Source organism: Neisseria sp. P0021.S006, from assembly GCF_051956895.1.
In genome coordinates this window covers 1-540 of sequence record NZ_JBQCWZ010000996.1, presented here as the reverse complement: position 1 = coordinate 540, position 540 = coordinate 1, and the positions used below count along the sequence as shown (strand labels likewise).

Here is a 540-nt window from a genome sequence, read left to right as displayed (position 1 = left end):
ACTAAATTACTTTGTAATTTTTTACTCGATATAAGAATTATTAATATTTCAAACCAGAAGGTATTTTATGAACAGCAAATTAGCCCTGATGCCGCTTGTGGTTGCAAGCGCATTCGCTTATGCCGCCGATGAAGCCACTTCTGCTCCCGAAGCATATGCAGAAGTGCAGGAAGTCAAAGTCCATGCCGACGCTAAACGCGTGAAGGCCGCACGCTCTTATTCTATTGCCAGCGACGGCGACTTACGTGACCGTGTGAACTTGGGCGTATTGGGTAAAGCCAACGCTTTTACCGCGCCGATTACCGTCGTCAACTACGACGAACAAGCCCTCAACAACACCGAAGCGCGTACTTTGGTGGATGCCGTAGCGAAAAAAGACGCTTCCGTTTGGCAGTTCGGCGGCGAAAGCAACACATTGACCGGCCTGTATTTCCGCGGTTATCAGCTTGATGCACGCCAATTCAGCGTCAACGGTTTGGCAGGTATGTACGGCACGCAAGGCACGGCCAGCGTGCAAGTCGGCTCCGCACAACTGATTAA

At 50.2% G+C, this 540-nt stretch carries 1 pseudogene; it reads left to right on the top strand.

Features of this window, described 5'->3' with window-relative positions:
• Positions 1-67: 67 nt before the first annotated feature.
• A pseudogene (locus tag ACTHUM_RS18365) lies at positions 68-540 on the top strand (TonB-dependent siderophore receptor); the annotation flags it as partial.